We start from the raw sequence: 18,772 nt of genomic DNA on the forward strand, positions 1-18,772 counted from the left end.
GCCCTTCGCACGCTGATGATGCATCTCCTCGAACGATTCGATGTGCCGCGCGAGATTCATCGACATGAATGCGCCCAACTGCACGAAACCGGGATAGACGCGCCGCATCGCGCCCGCGAAGCCGAACGGCACCATGCTGATGAGATTGCGTTCGAACCAGTCGATCGGCTTGCTTTTCGCGAGCTCGTTCACGCGTGTCGGATTCACGCGCGTATCGATGGGACCGGCCATCAGGGTCATGCTCGCCGGCTCGGCGGGATGCCGGTCCTCGGCCATCAGCGCAACTGCCGAGAGCGCCGCGACCGTCGGCTGGCATACGGCGAGCAGATGCGCGCCCGGCCCGATCGTCCCAATGAAATCGATGATGTGCTGCACGTACTCGTCGAAGCCGAAGCGACCATGCATCAGCGAGACGTCGCGCGGATTGCGCCAGTCGGTGATATAGACGTCGTGATCGGCGAGCATCGTCTGCACGGTGCCGCGCAAGAGCGTCGCGAAATGGCCGGACATCGGCGCGATGACGAGTACGCGCGGTTGTGCAACGGACGCATCGTCCTTGCGGAAATGGAGTAGATCGCAGAACGGCGTCGATGCCGCTACGTCCTCCACGATGCGCATCGTTCTTCCTTCGACTTCCACCGGCGCGATATCGAAAGGCGGCCGCGCGTGCGTAAGCCCGGCAAGCGCGATCTGTTCGCAGAACGCGCCAAGGCCGCGGCCTTGCGGCGCCTCCCCCACCTCCGTCCAGCCACGCAGCGCGCCTTCGATGAGCGAGGCGGCGTGGCGCATGGGCTGCGTGGAGTCGGACCAGAGCTGGTAGCCCGCGTAGGTGTACGGATTCATGGTCACAAAGGAAGGCAATAGCCATGCCATTCGACCTACCTACGACCATTGCGCGGTCGTGCAGGTGGCATAGGCTTTGCACCGATGCCATCCATGAGCGCGCTTGGACGCACATCGGTGCTTGCGCGCGCCGCGCTCGATCCATCTTGGTGCACGACGCTCGAGGAACAGTCATGGCGAACGCCACGCTCACGATCAGCAGCAAGAACTATTCGTCGTGGTCGCTGCGTGGCTGGCTGCTGACGAAGTTCAGCGGACTGCCATTCGAGGAAGTGGCGATGCCCGCCGACGATCCCGGCGCGCGCGCGGAACTGCTTCTGCTGTCGCCATCGATCCTCGTGCCGTGTCTCTTTCATGACGGCATCAAGGTCTGGGACACGCTCGCCATTGCGGAATACCTGAATGAAGTGTGCCCCGATGCCGGTCTCTTGCCGAAGGAACGCGCCGAGCGGGCGCACTGCCGCGCGATCTGCGGCGAAATGCATTCCGGCTTTGCCGCATTGCGCTCCGCTCTGCCGATGAACCTTAAAGCGCACTTTCCCGGCTTTAAGGTATGGGCGCGCGCGCAGACCGACATCGAACGGATCGTGACGATCTGGCACGAATGCCTCGCCCAGTATGGCGGACCGTATCTGTTCGGCGAACGAACGTGCGCGGACGCGATGTTCGCACCGGTCGTCACCCGCTTCGTCACCTACGACGTGAGACTCGACGCCGATATCGTCGCGTATGGCGAGCGCATTCTCGCGATGCCGGAGATGCGCCGCTGGATCGCCGATGCGCAACGGGAAGCCGAAGAAATCGACGAGTTAGATATCGAGTTTTAAATCGGCCGCGCGCGTGAGTAACGTTATACAGAAACCATCGAATGCCACGACAGAACGTCGGGCTAGGTCTGGTAACCAGCAAGTCCGACCACGCGAGGGGGCAGAAGCTGGCCGGGGCAGCCAGGCCTTAGCGAAAATTTATTGGTGATCGCTGTGCTCTGCAGCTTCCGTCGTTCGATCTGGTCGCCGGCGACTTCACTTCAGCGCCGCGACTATGTCACGAGCTCTTCGCCACCTCCCCGGCCCATCTTCGCGCCGCGCGCGGGACAAGGAAAAAACAGCGGTTGCGATCCCGCGCGCGTCCGTTCAACCACTTTCAACTGCTTTGCATTCGAACTCAGATGGTCCGCCTCGAACTTCATCGAGTGTGGGGTCAGCAACGTGCTCCTCACGCGGCGCGTTCCGTCAAGTGGCAGTTGTCAATATGCTAGACGGCCTTGTTGATCTGCTTCGCCGAGTCGAGCGGTTTCCCGTACTGGCCGGGACGCGGCCGCCGGAGAACGCATCAAACGACCCGATCCCGCCGTTCGACGCTAGACACGCCGAGCGTCTCTTAACGCGGTCCTGCGGCCAGTCGCCCGCGATGCCCACCGACGCTGTGCGCTTCGATCACAAGGCGTCGACGGGCTTTACGGCCCGGCTCCTTGACGACAACGCTGGGACAGGCCGCGTTCAGGGTTCGTCGCCGGCCGAATCTTTCGCGGGTTCCGCCGGCCTGGCCCCGCTCTTCTTGCTCGCCGAGCCGGCCTTCTTTTGCTTCGGCTTCGCTTCGTCCTGGACCTTCGCGAACGTGATCGTGTCCGTGTCCTCGTCGTAGTTCACGTCTACCGCGTCACCCGGCTTCAGTCTGCCGCTGAGCAACTCCTTCGCGAGCCGGGTCTCCAGTTGCTGGCGGATCTGGCGTTTGAGTTCACGTGCGCCGAACTCGGGCCGATAACCCACATCGGCAAGATGATCGATGACGGGGTCCTGCACCCTGAGCGTGATGCCCTGAGCCGCGGCCGTGCGCGCGACGCGATCGATCTGTATCTGCACGATCGCGCGAATGTTCGCGCGCGAGAGCCCATGGAACACAATGACTTCGTCGATGCGATTCAGGAACTCGGGGCGGAAGTGGCCTTTCAGCACGTCCATGAGCTGCGCGCGCATTGCGCTCTCGGTGTCACGGTCCTTTTCGGTGCGCTGAAGGTTGTCCATGATGATGGACGCGCCGAGATTGCTCGTCGAGATGAGGATCGTGTTGCTGAAGTCGACGACGCGGCCCTTGCCATCGGTCAGACGGCCATCGTCGAACACTTGCAGCAGCACGTTGTTCACGTCGGGATGCGCCTTCTCGATTTCGTCGAGCAGTATCACGCAGTACGGACGGCGGCGCACGCGCTCGGTCAGTTGCCCCCCTTCGTCATAACCGACGTATCCGGGGGGCGCACCGATCAGCCGCGCGACCGCGTGCCGCTCCATGTATTCGGACATGTCGATGCGGATCACCGCCTGCTCGTCGCCGAACACGGTCTCCGCCAGCGCCTTCGCGAGCTCGGTCTTGCCGACGCCGGTCGGTCCGAGAAACAGGAAGGTCGCGATGGGCCGGTGCGCCTGTCCCATGCCCGCGCGCGACAGTCGCACCGCATCGCTTACCGCGACCACCGCTTCGTCTTGTCCGATCACGCGTTCACGCAGCTTGCTCTCCATTTCGAGCAGCCGTTCGCGTTCTTCCTGCGTGAGTTCAGTCACTGGAATGCCGGTGAGACGCGACACCACTTCCGCGACCGCTGCCACCGTCACTTCGAGCGTCTCGGATCCGGTCTTGCGCTGCCATGCCTCGGTGAGTTCCTCGAGCTTCGACTGCTTCTCGTTGATGCGCTCCTCGAAGTTCTTCGCTTCATCGAAACGCTTGCGCGACGAGGCGTAGTCCTGCTCCCGCTTCAATTGCGCCATTTCGGCTTCCAGTTCCTGGATCTCGGGCGGACGCGACTTCGAGCCGATTCGCACGCGTGCAGCGGCTTGATCGATGAGATCGATAGCCTTGTCGGGCAAATAGCGCGATGTGACATAACGATCGGACAACTCGGCCGCCGCGACGAACGCGTCGTCGGCAAACGTGACCTGATGGTGTGCTTCGAGCTTGTCGCGCAAGCCGCGCAGAATCACGATGGTCTGCTCGACCGTCGGCTCCGGCACGAGCACCGGTTGAAAGCGCCGCTCGAGCGCCGCATCCTTCTCGATGTACTTCTGGTATTCGTTGAGTGTCGTCGCGCCTATCAGGCTCAATTCGCCGCGCGCGAGTGCCGGTTTCAGCACGTTTGCGATGTCGAGCCCGCCCTCGCCGCCGCCCTGCCCTGCGCCGACTATGGTGTGCAACTCGTCGATGAACACGACGAGTTCGTCTTGCTTGGCCGTGATCTCGTCGATCAGCTGCTTCGCACGCTCTTCGAATTCGCCGCGATACTTCGCACCCGCGACCATCGAATTGATGTTTATCTCGATGAGCCGCTTATTGCGCAAATCTTCCGGCACGTCGTCGTTCACGATGCGCTGTGCCAGCCCTTCGACGATCGCCGTCTTGCCCACGCCCGGCTCGCCGATCAGCACCGGATTATTCTTCTTGCGCCTCGCGAGCACTTCGATAGTGCTTTCTATTTCCTGCGCACGCCCGAGCACCGGGTCGAGCTTGCCCTCGCGCGCCATCGCGGTGAGATCGCGGCCGAACTTGTCGAGCGTCGGCGTGCCGGTTGGCGTATTGACCCGGCCATCTTCCGCGCCCTTACCCACGATCTTCACCACTTTCTGGCGAAGGGCTTCGGGCGTGACGCCGTATTTACCGAGAAGCGTGCCCGCGATGCTATCGGGGACAGCCGCAAGCCCGATCAGCACATGCTCGGGGCCGACGTAGGAGTGCCCCAGTTCGCGCGAGGCTTGGAACGCATGCTGAAAGGCCTTCTTCAAGCGCGGCGAAATGGTCATCTTTTCGACCGGTGTATCGGGATCGGCTTTCCCCCTTTGTGCGTGCTCGTCGATATAGCGACGAATGTCGTCGGCCGAGAGCTTTAGTTCCTTGAAGAGTGCCTGCACGACATCCATGTCGGCGAGCACGTATAGGACCTGTTCCGTGTCGAGCTCGGTTTTCCGCAATTCGTGCGCCTTTTCGGCAGCGCGTTGCAAGAGCTCCATCGTCTGCTCGCTGAAGGCGTCGGTCACGTCGACGGACTCGCGCGGCACCGAAGCGACCATATCTTCGTTGTCTTCGTCGCCCGCGCCGTCCATGTCGCCTATCAGACGCGACAGGCCTCCGCCGCCCAATAGAGAGTCGAACGGATTCAGCATGGTTTGATGCCGCATCAACTGACGGTAGTCGTACTCGCAAATCGACATGGATTTGCGTCGGCCGTTCTGCACGACAGTCACCTGCGCAACCGCCGGACGGGCATGGCAAATCTCGCAAAGAGCTGGCATATCATTCGTCTCCGGTTCCGGGCGATCCGATACATATGGCGCAGTGCTGACTTCTTTCGAACCGCCTGGTGTCGAGGGTCATCTTCTCATGCGTGTTGGTCGAGCCTGTCGCTCCAGAAAGGCGCAGTCGAGTGCCCAAAGGAACGTAGCAGGGTGCCTTTTTGTGCGTGATCCTGACCACTCCAACGGCTATGCGGGCAGCAATGGGCATTCCGCTGGACGCCGTCTTTGTGGCGGCGGCACCGCTCACCGCTCGGTCATCGGCATAGCCGACAAACTGGCCGGCTGCTGCGCAGATGCCCTCCCGGACCGCGTGTGCCATGACCTAAGCGACGAAAGCAGAATGCGAACCGGCCCGCGGGGTTAGTAACGCGTGCGGCGTTTCCGCAGCAGCACAATTCCGCCGACAACCGCGGTGGCGATAAGCGCCTTGCGCACCAGGCCGGCCGGGTTGTAGCGCAGTTCGGAACGGATGCCCATTTCGCCGAGCACATTGGGTGCGTAGCCGTGCCGCAGGTCGTCGACGATGCCTTCAACCACGTTGACGCGGTCGGCGGCGATTAGCATCAGCCAGTGGCGGAGATCGTTCTCCGGCAGCTTGTACGCAACGCGCCTTATCGCGCCCGACAGCCATTTCGGCGGCTGGGCTGTACCGAATAGCGGCGTAATGCCCGGCCGCTCCGGCGAATAGAACACCTCGACGGTCTGCGCCTGCTGCACCGGCTGTCCCTGCGGCACGTGAATGAAGCGTGGCGGCGTGCGCTCCATCGGGATGGCTGGACGGTTCTTGTGGTCGAGGTCCGCGCCCCAGCCGGGGATGCGCTGCAGCTCATCGCGGGGCGGACTGTGCCGGTTAAGGTCGTAGTCCATCTGGCGCTCGCAGTCGACGTGTCCGTGGTGTTGCGGGTTGCGCCGCTGCTCGGCAAGATCGCGGCGCGCGATTTCGTTATCCATGGCTGCTCCTTCGGTGAGCGACGCTGGTCACCATCGAGCGCGCCGAGCCGGCACGCGGAGGAATCAGCACAGGTTTGATGCAGTTGTCGTACTTGCTCGCGAAGACGTGGTACGCGTCCGAGGCCTCTTCCAGCGGCACCCGGTGGGTAATGATCTCTTTCGGGTTCAAATGCCCTTGGCGGATGTGCTCGATGAGGTGCGGTACATGGCGCTTGACTGCCGCCTGGTTCATCCGCATCGTGATGCCCTTGTTTAGCGCGTTGCCGATTGGGACCGCGTTGAAGGTCGGTCCGTAGACCCCGATGATCGACACGTTACCGGCCTTGCGCACCGAGTTGATGGCCCAGAACAGCGCGGTCGCCGAACCCGCCTGCATCATAGTCCAGCGTCCGGTTAAAGTTTGCGTCAGGCTGCCCGCCGCCTCGCAGCCGACCGCATCGATGCATACGTCCGCGCCCAGCCAGTCCGTCATCTTCTTAATGTGCAAGGCCACGTCGCTCATCTCGCGGAAATTGATGACTTCGCAGGGAGCGTAGCGGCGCACGAAGTCGAGCCGGTAGTCGATATGGTCGACCACGATCACGCGCCCGGCGCCGAACAGCCAGGCCGATCTGGCGGCGAAGATGCCTACCGGCCCGGCGCCGAACACGACCACGGTATCGCCCTCATGAATGTCGCCCATCTCGGCGGCCTGATAGCCGGTCGGCAGCGCGTCCGTCAGCAGCACCGCGTTGTCGTCGTCGATATCGTCGGGCACCTTGTACGGTCCCACGTCGGCCATTGGCACGCGCACGAATTCCGCTTGGCCGCCGTCGTAACCGCCGGTGGTGTGCGAGTAACCGTAGATGCCGCCCACCGCAGTCGCTTCCGGGTTGGTGTTGTGGCAGTTACTGTATAACTCACGCTGGCAGAAAAAACACGAGCCGCAGAACAGGTTGAATGGCACCAGCACACGATCGCCCGGCTTGAGGGTCTCGACCGCAGAGCCCACTTCTTCGACAATGCCGACGATCTCATGGCCGAAGGTATGTCCAATGCGCGTGTCGGGCACTAGTCCATGGTACAGGTGCAGATCCGAGCCGCAGATGCAGGCGCGCGTCACGCGGACGATGGCGTCGCCTGGATGCTCGATCAGGGGATCCGACTTATGCGATACCCGGATGCGGTACGGTCCGCGAAAGTTTGTGGCTAACATAAAACCTCCTTTCAGGATTTCCACGGTCCCGCACGAGCGTTCGTCGTACCGTCGCGTGCGCTCTTCGTTATGCCAAGGACCGTGCTCCAGCTACGTACTCGCGGGCGCCAAAGCCGAAATCCTACCGGTCATGCGTTTAGGTTGGTGCCTGCGGTGTGTTGGTGCCTGCGGTATCTCGCTGCCGGCCACGGCTCGCATGACGCGGACGTTCCCGCATTCGTCGTGCCGTCCTTGAAGCCTCTTCTCATGTTGACTACATGACCTTGATGCAGTCCTGGAGCCGCCAGAGCGGGGGGCATCAGCCCGCTTGCCGATGATTGCTTCAGTCGCACGCGGCCCAATGCGTCGGTTAGACGGGCATCCATCTCACCACTTCAATGCGTGTCGCACTTTCGAGACGTAAGCCACCGGTGTACCGCGTTTAACAAGCGCATTCGGCGATGCTTTCCCGTCCCCCGTTCGCTCGGTCGCGCAACAACGCAGGCCCGTCGCTCGGCCACGTATCTTTCCAAGAAGCGCTGAAGGTCATCAGGCGTTGGATGCGTGCCCCATTCACTGCCTTCCGCCACCGAGTTCAAAGCGATCCATGAGTCAGGAGGATCAATATCTTCGACGACTGCTGCGTCGCTCGTGATCCGGATTCGACCCGACGACACGTCGAAGTCAGCCGCGACTTCTTGATCGCCTACCATCACCACCGCTGCCACCGTCTTCATTTTCCTGCGACCCCAAGCGTCGATGCGCTTGCACTGCTCAGTGCAACATGCTTCAACTAGCGTAAAGCGCCTAAAACAATCTGATGCCGACGCATCCTATGAAAAAGGCGTCGATCCCAACCGCGACTCCGGCGACCGGACCGCAGTCCAGCCCGGAATACGCTTTGCTCGAAGCCGACTGAGGCAACAACCAAACGGACAAGGTGACTAACATGCAAGAAACTCCGAACGTAGAGGCGCAGGATCAAAGCAAAGAAAATTCGCCAATAGAACTGTCCCCGTTCGCGGTCGAATCGACCCCGTTAGAGGGCCAATGTTTTTGGAACGGACAGGTTTATTCGAGCGGTGCCTTTATCTGTACTCCGTCAGGCAGATTGATGTGCAACAAAGGCTCGTGGTGGCCGGCCGGAAGCTGTTAAACCGCCCCTTGCTGGGATGATGCTCACTTTGCCAACAGAGAGCTAATGCCTGCTCCGTTCGAACTGGGCAACGAGTCACCGCAGCTAACGCGGACGCCGAGTATGCGGGCGCGGTAAAGCCCCACGAACTCAGCGGCGACTGGTTTGCGCGCTTCGCCGATTCCAGCCGGAAGCGGTCATGCGTGCCTCAACGCTCTGTACGGAGAACGGATCCACCGCCCTTTTTCAGCGCGTGCTGCAAGCGCCCCATGAGCACATAGCGTCTCGACTATTTGCATGGCGGCAAGCGGGCACCCGCCGTCGCGGACGGTCACCACGACGCGGCTCAGCCTTACTGACTGCGGCGCCTCTTGCAGCAACAAACCGGCGGCCGGAAAGTGGCTTCCCAGGTGCTCGCCGTGCGCTACGTATTCGGCCTCTTCAAGGCTGTGTGCTTCAACTGGAGCACCGCCCGATTCCGCCCGGGTAGCTACTGACTTGCCCCGACTTCCGACGTGCACACGATCCGTGTTGATGCCGTCCGTCTTCAGCGCCTCAACAGCATCGTGGGCATCGCGGCTGCATCGGAATATTGCGATCACTTCAACGAACATGCGCTTTGACCTCCTGAAAAGAGCTAAAGATCGCCAGTTGCGGCCCTCATTTCGGTCCCAGATCCCAGACACTCGGGACCGGCTGTTCAGACTGACAACGAGGCGAGTCAACGCCGCCCCCGTTTATTGATTGCGAAACGGGCGGCGCAGGCAGCGTCTCAAATTGTTCCAAAATCAATTCTGACTCTCGGTGCTCCATTAGCGGCTCCTACTGTGCGTGAACGGGTCAATCCGTCGGAGCAAAGGGAATTCCTGCAAACCGTCCGACGGCGCCAAACCGAGACGTGCCTTGTAGGTACGAGATGTCGGCGCACGCAGGCAATGGGCGCCCCGTTCGGTAAGAGAAGGTCTAGTTGACACGTCAATTGCGGAGCCTATAGGTCCATACTTGTGCTCGCTGATTCCCTCGGCGTTTATCGCAGCACAAACATACCTACTGCGGCTATCACCATCGCGATGGTCGCGAGCCATCCACCCCAGGCCAGCACGCCACTGACGGCAAACTCGCCCATGATGCGGCGGTTCCCTGCCATGATCATCATGATGATCATGATCGGCACGGCGGTTAATCCATTGACCACCGCACTCCAGTAGAGCGCCTGGATCGGATCGAAGTGCATGAAGGTGATCGCCACGCCGCCGACGATCGAAAGCGCGATCACCGCATAGAACTCGCGAGCGAGCGTAAGATGCAATGCAAGGCTGCTGCGCCAGCGAAAACTGCCTGCCGCGGCATAAGCGGCCGATCCGGCAAGCACAGGAAGCGCCAGCAGCCCCGTACCGATGATGCCTACCGCGAAAAGGACGTAGGCGAAACGCCCGGCAATAGGCTCAAGTGCTCGCGCAGCGTCCGCCGAGGTTTTGACGTCGATCTGATGAACGTGAAGCGTCGCAGCCGCGGTCAGCATGATGAAGAACGCGATGAGATTCGATACACCCATGCCGATCCAGGTATCAAATGCGATCCGGCGCAGCTGCGACGGCGCCTGACGCGGCACACGGCGCAGTGGCCCTTGAGACGGCCTAGCGCGCACTTCCTCCACTTCTTGCGACGCCTGCCAGAAAAATAGATAGGGACTAATGGTTGTGCCTAGCACGGCGACCACCGTCGTCAGGTAGCCCGATGTCATCGACACACGGGGCAGTACGATCGCCTGCACCACGTCCCGCCACTGCATCGGCACGATGAGTGCAACGATGACATACGCAAAAAGCACAAGGGCTGCCCATTTGAGAAGTCGCGCATACCGGTCGTATGAAACGAATATCTGAAGGACGGCCGACAGGCCGCCGAGCAAAACAATGAAGACTTGCTGCGGACCATGAACCAGCAGTCCGAAAGCGGCGCCCATTGCAGAGAGGTCGGCGGCAATGTTGATCACATTGGCCACCATGAGAAGAACGGTAACGGCGTATGCGAGCCACTTGGAGTAGTGCACGCGCATGTTGGACGCCAAGCCCTTGCCTGTCACGCGGCCAATCCGCGCACTGACTAGCTGTATAGCGGTCATGAGCGGATACGTCAGCAAGAGCGTCCACAGCAGGTTGTAGCCGAACTGGGCGCCAGCTTGCGAATATGTGCCTATGCCCGACGGGTCATCGTCCGCAGCCCCTGTGATAAGCCCTGGACCCAGCCGCCGGGTCCACGATCGTTCCACCGGATCATCGATAACGCTCTCCGAATCAAGGCTCTGGGCCTTGAGCTCATTCGCGTATCGCCGCTTTCCGCTAGCTTCTCTGGCACGGGGCTGTCCTCAAAGCTACCTCAACACAGAACCCATGCTGTGCTCAAAGTCAGGCCGAGATGTGCGTTCTCATCAGCAGCCACCGTTGCGAGTGAGCGGTTGTATCGCTCGCGATCGGGTTCGGTGCTCAGCAACGCGGCAATGGCAATGCGAACAGCATTAGCCGTTCCGTCCAACGCCTCTTTTCTAGCTGCGCCCCTCGTCTTGGGCTAAGTCATCGCGGTCGCGGTGACCTCTGAGACCGCGCGCTGCATCGGTGTCTATACCAAAGAAGAGCTTTCACGGGGTGATCTCAGTTCTTGCTGAGACGGCCCCAAGGGATGCCGCTACGCCCGCAGGCTATAGCCGGGTGGCGTGATTCTTCGTCCTAGACATGTACTGCTGAATGTGCTCGCCGATGCCGAAGAGCCCGAGCGGTCCGGTTCCCGCCAATCAATCGCGTTCGGACACGGGCCGCTCCCGTAAGCTTCGGAGCTCGCGCAGCTTCTCCCCGACCACCGCGATTCTCGTTGCGCCAGCACGGAAAGAACGCCCGCGATCAGTGCGAGCAGCGCTCGTCACTTTCGACAGATGTTTGGCACGCTAATAGCTGTCAGCTTTGGAGACACCGCCACGAAACCGCGGGTCATCCTCTGAACGTTCGTTAGTATTCCCACGTACATTTCACGCTACACCTCGCGCTGTTTGCAAACAGCGGGTCTCTTTTCGGGGACTTCTCGCGCGAGTGCCTGCGCGTTGTCGATGCCGTTAGCCGCCAATGGTTCCCTAGGCCGGGGCCGCCCTGGAGAAGAAACCTATGCGAATCGCGCAAATCGCACCGCTGCACGAAGCAGTTCCCCCGAAGTTGTATGGCGGCACTGAGCGCGTGGTGTCCTATCTGACGGATGCGCTCGTCGACCTTGGCCACGATGTAACCTTGTTTGCAAGCGGCGATTCGAAGACTCGTGCAACGCTCCATTCAGCGTGGCCGCGCGCGCTGCGGCTGGATCCGAACATCAGCGATCCGGTCGCCCCGCACATGGTGCTGCTTGAAACGGTTCGGCGGTGCGCACATGAATTCGACGTTCTCCACTTTCACCTTGAATACCTGTCTTTCCCTCTGTTCTCGCGGTTTGATACACCGTGCCTCACGACGCTGCACGGCCGTCTCGATCTGCCCGAACTGAAGCCGATCTTCGAGACGTTCCCGGACATGAGCATCGTTTCCATTTCAGACGACCAGCGCGTCCCCTTGCCGCAAGCAAACTGGCTGAAGACGGTCTATCACGGGCTGCCGGAAGACCTTCTCGCGCCGCAGCCGACCAGGAAACCCGACTATCTCGCGTTCCTCGGCCGCATCAGCCCACAAAAGCGTCCCGACCTCGCCATCCAAATCGCCGCCCAAAGCGGGATTCCAATTAAGATCGCGGCGAAGGTCGACACGGTCGATCAAGCGTATTTCGCGTCGACGATCGCCCCGCTACTGTCGCAGGCGGACGTCGAATTCATCGGCGAGATTGACCAGACCCAGAAGTCGAAATTTCTTTCGGGGGCGAAGGCGCTGTTATTCCCGATCGACTGGAACGAGCCGTTTGGCTTAGTGATGATCGAGGCAATGGCGTGCGGGACGCCGGTGATTGCGTTCAATCGGGGGGCGGTGCCGGAAGTGATAGATGATGGCGTGACTGGCTTCATCTGCGAAGACGTGCAAGGCGCGGTGACCGCACTTCATCGAATCGACGATCTGTCGCGCGCCCGGGTTCGCGCGCAATTCGAGCGCCGCTTTAGTGCAAAAGCGATGGCGCGGAACTACGTCGATGCGTACTCGTCGATGCTACAGGCCACGCGAGGCCTCCTGTGAAGGGCCACTGTTCCATAAAAGCGGGAAGGTCAACGGGCAATGTGCGTGCCGTCAAATACTGTTGCCTTCGCGGCAGGAGTGTCGAGGTAACGGCCGCTTCCGAGAGTCGATGAGACGGTCCACCTCGTTCCTGAAAAGCTAGGACAAAAGGCATGGCGGCGGGGGCGCTAGGGGGTGCCTCTGCTGCGAAGGTCGACGGAACGGCATGTTGCGCCAACCATGCACCAATACAGGAAGAAGTCTGTTCAACCGTGCCGCTGGCACGAGGATAGCTGCCCAATCCCGAAGGCCACCGAAACAATAAGCCACATATATCTCGTTATGCGTTTAGTTATCCTATTCGTGGTTCCGAGGCTGACAGCATGGCCGGAGTCTGTTTATGTGCTCGACCAGAATGGATGTGATCGGTGCGGACGATGCGACGCAGCGCCAAAGACAAAATGCAGATAGTGGAAACCGACCATTTCACAGGTGCGCCTGCCGGCTTGTCGACGCCGTAGCCGCCAGCTATTTCTCGGCTTGGGTTCTTTGCAGTCGCCTTTTTCAGGAAGCTAATCATGAAAGCGGTTGTATATCGCGGTCCTCGTCAGGTCGCAGTTGAGAATGTTCCGGATCCCGCGATCGAGCGCCCCACCGATGCCATCGTCAAAATCACCAGCACCAACATCTGCGGATCCGACCTGCACATGTACGAAGGTCGAACGGACTTCGAGCAAGGTCGCATCTTCGGTCACGAGAATCTCGGCGTGGTTGTGGAGGTCGGACCTGCCGTGGAGCGGCTCAAGCCCGGGGACTGGGTATGTCTACCCTTCAATATAAGCTGCGGTCATTGTAAGAACTGCGAGCGCGGCCTCACTGCGTTTTGCCTGAACGCCAACCAGCCCGGAATCGCCGGCGGCGCGTTTGGCTTCGCGGACATGGGACCGTGGCCGGGCGGCCAGGCCGAATTTCTTCGGGTACCTTGGGCGGACTTCATGGCCTTGAAGCTACCGCCGGACGCAGAGCAGAAGCAGACCGACTACGTAATGTGCGCCGACATTTTCCCGACCGGTTGGCACGCCACAGAACTGGCCGGTATGAAGCCCGGCGACGCCGTCGTGATCTACGGCTCCGGACCGGTGGGTCTAATGGCCGCGCACTCGGCCATGATCAAGGGAGCCTGCAGCGTCATGGTCGTCGACTGCCACCCCGACCGGCTCAAGCTTGCTGACTCCATTGGCGCAACTGCAATCGATTATTCGAAAGAAGACCCGGTTCAGCGTGTCATGGACCTGACGCACGGAGTAGGTGCGGACGTGGGTTGCGAATGCGTCGGCTACCAGTGCCACGATCCGTCCCCGCACCGCCATGAAAACCCACATCTGACGATGAACAATCTCGTGTCGTCGGTCAAGTTCACGGGCGGCATTGGCGTGGTCGGCGTGTTCGTGCCGGAAGACCCAGGCGCCGGGGACGAACTAGCAAAGCAGGGAAAGCTCGCGTTCGATTGGGGCAAGTGCTGGTTCAAAGGTCAGCACATCGCCACGGGCCAGTGCAACGTCAAGGCATACAACCGGCAGTTGCGTGACCTGATCCACGCGGGCCGTGCCAACCCCTCGTTCATTGTCTCGCACGAGTTGAAACTCGACGAGGCGCCTGACGCCTATCAACACTTCGACGTGCGCGAACATGGCTGGACCAAGGTTGTCTTGCACCCTGGAGTTCAGCGAGGTAACGCGGCGACTTCGCAATTACCATCGCGAACCGGCCAGTTGAATCAGGGTGCCGCAAAGCACCGTGCAAGTTCGCGTAGCGGGCGGTAACGCATCCAACGGAGCGGATCATTCGGCCCCTGCGACCTGCGAGCCAATGCATCTTGCCGACCGGCTCGCACGGCGCGATCACGGCTGCAGTGAGGGCCAGACGTTAGCCGCAGACAAACGGTATTCCAAGCGAATCTGATCCAGGAGATCGAAACATGATGACTGAAACTCTTAAGGGACTAAAGGTTGCGATCTTAGTCGAGGAAGGATTTGAGCAAGTCGAGTTGGTCGAGCCCCGCAAGGCGCTTGACGCAGCCGGCGCGGAGACGTGCATCGTCTCGCCCAAGAATGCGCACGTACGCGCTTGGAACTTCACGGAATGGGGAGACGAGTTCCCGGTCGACGTCGCCCTTGACCATGCTCAGCCGAAAGATTTCGACGCGCTTCTCCTGCCGGGCGGCGTCTTGAACCCGGATACGCTCCGGGCGGAGGCGAAGGCGGTGGCTTTCGCGAAGGCGTTTTTCGATGACGGCAAGCCCGTGGCATCTATCTGCCACGGCCCGTGGACCATCATCGAGACCGGCGCGGCGCACGGCCGGCGCATGACCTCGTGGCCGTCGCTGAAAACCGACCTAAAGAATGCGGGAGCGGACTGGGTGGATCAGGCAGTGGTCGTCGATCAAAATCTCGTCACGAGCCGCAAGCCCGACGATATTCCCGCATTCAACCCGGAAATGCTCGAGCTGTTCAGCACCGCACGCGGGCGGCGGGATGCGTTATCTCGACGTTGATTTCCTCCGGCACCGTTTGGGCGTTCGCCCGTCTATCGTCCAACGTCTGTTTTGAAAGGGCCACGTGAACGACAATACGCGAACGGCGGCAACTGGCCCGGGACCGGCGGCCGCCGCGAATGCATCAAACCGCTCAGCCGACGGTCGATCCACGCGAATTCATGGCCGGTTCAATGATGGACGGTCGTCCGTCCAATCGGATCGACTAGCCTCTATTCGACCTGGCGCGGACGGCGGTCCGGCCCCAGTGGGACCCGTTTAGCGACCGGCCCTCTAATACGTCTGCAGCTACGTGAGCGATAACCGTCGAGCTTCATTAATCAGTGTTTTCCATAGAGCGACCTTTCACCCATCCGTGAGCAAGCCAACCCAAGTTCGCATGAAGTTCGACGAGTTTCGGCTGCAATGGCGCGTGCTGACGTTCTACGAGCGCTTCGAGCAGATCATCGCCCATGTCTTGAGCGTCGTGATCTCGGTGATCATCGTCGTATCGCTGTGGCAGTTGATTCGGGCGGTGATCGCGCTATCGCTGTCGGGGGCGCTCGATCCGCTCGACCATGCGATTTTTCAGGCGGTCTTCGGGATGGTGATGACGTTGTTGATCGCGATGGAATTCAAGCATTCGATCACCCGGGTCATGTCGAGACGCGACCACATCGTCCAGGTCAAGACAGTGATTCTTGTCGCGATGTTGGCAATAGCGCGGAAGTTCATCATCCTTGACCCCGCGACGGACCCCGCGCGCATTGCCGCCCTCGCGGCGGCGTTGATCGCGCTAGGGGGCGTCTATTGGTTAATGCGGCAACGAGACGACCCCGTCGATGCGGCGATTGCCGAGTGTGCCTCGCGCGACCGTGAGAAGCCCGATTAATCTACTCCGAACGTCCAAGCCGGCCCCCGGCGCGACGACGGCGTCACGCTTTCGCCGGCCGAATCCCAGAGCGTCGATCCGTCGCAACTTGCGGCGCTGAAAACTTTCCTCGTCGACTGGCAGGACGTCGCCACGCTCTCATCGCGCTGAGTGAACCCCACCTAACCAAAAACCCGTAATAGACGGAATGATGCACAACGCCGACACGGCCAACCGCATTGGGCCCGCGCCCGAGCGGACCTTTATCGGCAGCCACAAGTACCCACGTAAGCGGCTGGCCAACTCACCTTGATTGTCGGCGAAGCGCTTGGGAGTATCGTGTCCACTAAAGCGAATAAGCGGACACGTGAACACTATCGAAGAAGAGGCGTTGCCGACCCGTCGCCGTCGTCGGCGCTACACCGAAGACTTCAAGGCACGCGTTGTTGCCGCTTGCCAGGGTACCGGCGTGTCGGTGTCGGCGGTCGCGCTGGAACATCGGCTCAACGCGAACTTACTGCGCCGCTGGCTTGATCAGGCAGAAGGCAGACTTCCGAAGCGGTTGGCTGAACGCCCGGTAGAAGCTCAATCGACGCCACTACCAGCGTTCGTGCCCGTTGCCGTGGGGGCAAAGGAGGTAGGCTCGACGGAGATCCGTGTCGAAGTTCGCCGGGGCAATCAGTCGATAACAGTGAGCTGGCCGGTCTCCGAAGCCGCGCAATGCGCGACATGGTTGCGCGAGTGGCTGCGGTGATTCGTGTCGACAAGATCTGGTTAGCAGTTGATCCGCTGGACATGCGGGCCGGCTTCGACACGGCGTTGGGGCGCGTGGTGAAGGTGTTCGGCGCCGCGCATCCGCACCACGCTTATCTGTTCACCAACCGCCGCGCCAACCGACTGAAGGTCCTGGTCCACGACGGCATCGGCATCTGGTTGGCAGCCCGGCGGCTGAATCAGGGGCAGTTCGTCTGGCCTCACGCTGGCATCGAACCCAAGCAGCAGGTGCTCACGCACGAACAATTGGCGGGCTTGGTGCTGGGGCTGCCGTGGCAACGCATCGGCCAGGATGGCGTGATCCGCATCATCTGACGCGTCGGCGGTGACGTATACAGTTCTCCTTCTCGCGTATGCGGGGTTCTGGCAGACTGGTCTGCATGAACCCGCCGGCCGACCTCGACGACCTCAGTCCAGAGCAGTTGCGTGCCCTTGCCACGCAACTGCTCGCTGAGGTCCGCGCGAAGGATCAAGAGGTGACGGAGAAACGCAGAGAAGTCGATGCGTTGGAACGGGAGCTGCATTACCGGCAAACCCGCATCGACCAACTGACTCACGAGATCTCCGTGCTCAGGCGCCAGCAGTTTGGCCGTCGCCGCGAGCAGCTCAACAACGAGCAATGAGCCTGCTTGACGAGGCGATAGATGGCGACCTGGCCGCTATCGAGATAGAGCTCGAAGAGCTTGAGCCCGCACGCAAGCGCCGACACGAGCAGCCGAAACGCGCACCCTTACCGCCGCACTTGCCGCGTGTCGACGTCCGTCATGAACCGCACAACACGGTGTGCCAGTGCGGATGCGAACGTGTTCGTATCGGCGAAGACATCAGCGAGAAGCTGGATTACGCACCGGGCGTGTTTACGGTGGAGCGGCACATTCGCGGCAAATGGGTTTGTCGTAACTGTGAGACGCTGATCCAGGCACCCGTACCCTCGCACGTCATCGATAAGGGGATCCCAACCACCGGACTTCTGGCATCGGTCCTCGTCAACAAATTCGCAGATCACCTGCCCCTATATCGCCAGGAGCAGATCTTTGCGCGTGCGGGCCTGGCGATACCGAGATCTACGCTAGGCGCGTGGGTGGGCATCTGCGGTGCGCAGTTGCAGCCATTGGTCGATGCCCTCCGTCGAGAGATCTTGAAGGAAGGCGTGTTGCACGCGGACGAGACCCCGGTGCAAATGCTCAGCCCCGGTAAGGGGAAGACCCATCGGGCTTATCTGTGGGCGTATACGCCTACGCAGTTCAGCAACCTTCGCGCGGTGGTGTACGACTTCGCCGGCAGCCGAGCCGGCGAGCATGCCCGCACCTTCTTGACCCGCTGGCACGGCAAGCTAGTATGTGACGACTACGGCGGTTACAAGGCCTCCTTCCTTCAGGGCGTCACCGAGATCGGCTGCACAGCTCACGCGAGGCGCAAATTCTTCGAGCTGCACGCCAATCACAGCAGCCAGCTCGCTGGGCAAGCGCTACCATTCTTCACTGAGCTCTATGCCATCGAGCGGGATGCCGCGAATCTCGATGCTGATGCCCGCCACCGGCTTCGACAGAGCCGGGCCAAGCCAGTAAGCGACGCGCTTTACGAGTGGTTGGCTAAGCAGCGCAAACTCGTATCCGACGGCTCCGCCATTGCTAGGGCTTTGGATTACAGCCTAAAGCGCTGGCAAGCGCTCACGCGTTATCTCGAAGACGGGCATGTACCAATCGACAACAATTGGGTCGAAAATCAGATACGTCCATGGGCCATCGGCAGGTCCAACTGGTTGTTCGCAGGGTCGCTGCGCGCTGGCCAACGCGCCGCTGCGATCATGAGCCTCCTCCGATCGGCGCAACTCAACGGGCACGAACCTCATGCATATCTCAAGGACATCCTGACCCGCCTCCCGGCCCACAAAGCAAGCGACATCGCAACTTTGCTGCCGCATAACTGGCAGCCTCTCGCGCCTGTCGAGTAATCGTAAGCGGTCCATCTTCGACGTCTGGCAGTGAGCGACAGTAGCGAGGACCATAGGTGTCCACCTATCTTGGAGGTGG

Annotated in this window: 13 protein-coding genes and 1 pseudogene; 8 read left to right on the plus strand and 6 right to left on the minus strand. The window is 61.0% G+C overall.

Annotated features, from left to right (window positions below):
* A partial coding sequence (phaZ, locus tag NCR34_RS19260; protein WP_250500989.1) for a polyhydroxyalkanoate depolymerase occupies positions 1 to 843 on the minus strand: 843 nt, incomplete at its 3' end.
* A 173-nt stretch (positions 844 to 1,016) separates the two neighbouring features.
* Here phaZ and NCR34_RS19265 point away from each other — a divergent pair.
* The gene (locus NCR34_RS19265) at positions 1,017 to 1,670 is read left to right on the plus strand and encodes a glutathione S-transferase family protein (protein WP_248324082.1); all 654 of its coding nucleotides are present in this window, start codon (positions 1,017 to 1,019) and stop codon (positions 1,668 to 1,670) included.
* Between the two features lie 672 nt (positions 1,671 to 2,342).
* Here NCR34_RS19265 and NCR34_RS19270 read toward each other — a convergent pair.
* The 5 genes from NCR34_RS19270 to NCR34_RS19290 all read right to left on the minus strand — a co-directional run bounded on the left by NCR34_RS19270 (position 2,343) and on the right by NCR34_RS19290 (position 10,667).
* Entirely contained in the window at positions 2,343 to 5,120 is a 2,778-nt protein-coding gene (locus NCR34_RS19270; RefSeq protein WP_250500988.1) for an ATP-dependent Clp protease ATP-binding subunit, read from the minus strand.
* A 363-nt stretch (positions 5,121 to 5,483) separates the two neighbouring features.
* Positions 5,484 to 6,074: a hypothetical protein gene (locus NCR34_RS19275; RefSeq protein ID WP_248324080.1), complete on the minus strand. Its 591-nt coding sequence runs from the start codon at positions 6,072 to 6,074 to the stop codon at positions 5,484 to 5,486.
* Positions 6,067 to 7,269, minus strand: a complete 1,203-nt coding sequence (locus tag NCR34_RS19280) for a zinc-dependent alcohol dehydrogenase (protein ID WP_248324244.1) — start codon at positions 7,267 to 7,269, stop codon at positions 6,067 to 6,069. The genes NCR34_RS19275 and NCR34_RS19280 overlap by 8 nt, the downstream gene beginning before the upstream one ends.
* Positions 7,270 to 8,580: 1,311 nt before the next feature.
* Positions 8,581 to 8,997, minus strand: coding sequence for a hypothetical protein (locus tag NCR34_RS19285; protein ID WP_248324079.1), 417 nt, complete (start codon positions 8,995 to 8,997; stop codon positions 8,581 to 8,583).
* A gap of 413 nt (positions 8,998 to 9,410) precedes the next feature.
* On the minus strand, positions 9,411 to 10,667 hold the full coding sequence (locus NCR34_RS19290) for an NRAMP family divalent metal transporter (RefSeq protein ID WP_248324243.1): 1,257 nt from the start codon (positions 10,665 to 10,667) through the stop codon (positions 9,411 to 9,413).
* Between the two features lie 871 nt (positions 10,668 to 11,538).
* On the opposite strand from NCR34_RS19290, the gene NCR34_RS19295 reads away from it, so the two are divergent.
* The 7 genes and pseudogenes from NCR34_RS19295 (at position 11,539) to tnpC (ending at position 18,693) form a co-directional block, all read left to right on the plus strand.
* Positions 11,539 to 12,582, plus strand: coding sequence for a glycosyltransferase family 4 protein (locus tag NCR34_RS19295; RefSeq protein ID WP_248324078.1), 1,044 nt, complete (start codon positions 11,539 to 11,541; stop codon positions 12,580 to 12,582).
* Between the two features lie 557 nt (positions 12,583 to 13,139).
* Positions 13,140 to 14,384 (plus strand): glutathione-independent formaldehyde dehydrogenase, encoded by a 1,245-nt coding sequence (locus NCR34_RS19300; RefSeq protein ID WP_248324077.1) that lies wholly within the window; start codon positions 13,140 to 13,142, stop codon positions 14,382 to 14,384.
* A gap of 155 nt (positions 14,385 to 14,539) precedes the next feature.
* Positions 14,540 to 15,115, plus strand: coding sequence for a type 1 glutamine amidotransferase domain-containing protein (locus tag NCR34_RS19305; RefSeq protein ID WP_371747484.1), 576 nt, complete (start codon positions 14,540 to 14,542; stop codon positions 15,113 to 15,115).
* Positions 15,116 to 15,494: 379 nt separating this feature from the next.
* A complete protein-coding gene (locus NCR34_RS19310; protein WP_248324076.1) occupies positions 15,495 to 15,986 on the plus strand; it encodes a phosphate-starvation-inducible PsiE family protein in 492 nt (163 codons plus the stop codon).
* A gap of 346 nt (positions 15,987 to 16,332) precedes the next feature.
* The gene (gene tnpA, locus NCR34_RS19315) at positions 16,333 to 16,719 is read left to right on the plus strand and encodes an IS66-like element accessory protein TnpA (RefSeq protein WP_248324075.1); all 387 of its coding nucleotides are present in this window, start codon (positions 16,333 to 16,335) and stop codon (positions 16,717 to 16,719) included.
* Complete coding sequence (gene tnpB / locus NCR34_RS19320) at positions 16,686 to 17,054, plus strand: IS66 family insertion sequence element accessory protein TnpB (RefSeq protein ID WP_248324074.1); 369 nt, start codon at positions 16,686 to 16,688, stop codon at positions 17,052 to 17,054. The genes tnpA and tnpB overlap by 34 nt, the downstream gene beginning before the upstream one ends.
* 65 nt (positions 17,055 to 17,119) lie before the next feature.
* Positions 17,120 to 18,693, plus strand: a pseudogene (tnpC, locus tag NCR34_RS19325) (IS66 family transposase).
* Positions 18,694 to 18,772: the final 79 nt, after the last annotated feature.

It is taken from the genome of Caballeronia sp. GAWG1-5s-s (assembly GCF_023631445.1).
Taxonomy (GTDB): domain Bacteria; phylum Pseudomonadota; class Gammaproteobacteria; order Burkholderiales; family Burkholderiaceae; genus Caballeronia.

Bases quoted from the DNA above. Each gene is read 5' to 3' on its own strand.
- NCR34_RS19265 (WP_248324082.1), top strand. From the start codon at position 1,017: ATGGCGAACGCCACGCTCACGATCAGCAGCAAGAACTATTCGTCGTGG.
- NCR34_RS19270 (WP_250500988.1), bottom strand. From the start codon at position 5,120: ATGCCAGCTCTTTGCGAGATTTGCCATGCCCGTCCGGCGGTTGCGCAG.
- NCR34_RS19275 (WP_248324080.1), bottom strand. From the start codon at position 6,074: ATGGATAACGAAATCGCGCGCCGCGATCTTGCCGAGCAGCGGCGCAAC.
- NCR34_RS19280 (WP_248324244.1), bottom strand. From the start codon at position 7,269: ATGTTAGCCACAAACTTTCGCGGACCGTACCGCATCCGGGTATCGCAT.
- NCR34_RS19285 (WP_248324079.1), bottom strand. From the start codon at position 8,997: ATGTTCGTTGAAGTGATCGCAATATTCCGATGCAGCCGCGATGCCCAC.
- NCR34_RS19295 (WP_248324078.1), top strand. From the start codon at position 11,539: ATGCGAATCGCGCAAATCGCACCGCTGCACGAAGCAGTTCCCCCGAAG.
- NCR34_RS19300 (WP_248324077.1), top strand. From the start codon at position 13,140: ATGAAAGCGGTTGTATATCGCGGTCCTCGTCAGGTCGCAGTTGAGAAT.
- NCR34_RS19305 (WP_371747484.1), top strand. From the start codon at position 14,540: ATGATGACTGAAACTCTTAAGGGACTAAAGGTTGCGATCTTAGTCGAG.
- NCR34_RS19310 (WP_248324076.1), top strand. From the start codon at position 15,495: ATGAAGTTCGACGAGTTTCGGCTGCAATGGCGCGTGCTGACGTTCTAC.
- tnpB (WP_248324074.1), top strand. From the start codon at position 16,686: ATGCGCGACATGGTTGCGCGAGTGGCTGCGGTGATTCGTGTCGACAAG.